Below are 336 nucleotides of genomic sequence, written 5' to 3' on the forward strand. Positions count from 1 at the left end.
TATCTGTCCATCCGCTACACCGAGCGGCTAGGCCTGGCCGGCATCGAGCCATCGGTCGGCAGCGTCGGCGACAGCTACGACAACGCCTTGGCCGAAACCGTCAACGGTCTCTACAAGGCGGAGGTCATCCATAGGCGAGGACCGTGGAAATCCTTTGAAGCCGTGGAATATGCAACCCTCGAATGGGTCGACTGGTTCAACAACCGCCGCCTGCTCGAGCCTATCGGAAATATCCCGCCCGCAGAGGCCGAACAACGCTATCATGACGCCGTGAGCATTCAGCAGTTGGCGGCGTGACTCACGAACTTTTGCCGCCGACAATCCCGGCGCGGTTCA

General features: G+C 60.4%; 1 protein-coding gene. It reads left to right on the forward strand.

Annotation, left to right across the window (positions count from 1 at the left end):
- The coding region (locus ACM9LZ_RS26200) for an integrase core domain-containing protein (RefSeq protein ID WP_416622410.1) at window positions 1-297 on the forward strand (297 nt) is incomplete at its 5' end.
- Window positions 298-336: the final 39 nt, after the last annotated feature.

The sequence above is a fragment of the Niveispirillum fermenti genome (genome assembly GCF_048066175.1).
Taxonomy (GTDB): Bacteria; Pseudomonadota; Alphaproteobacteria; order Azospirillales; family Azospirillaceae; genus Niveispirillum; species Niveispirillum fermenti.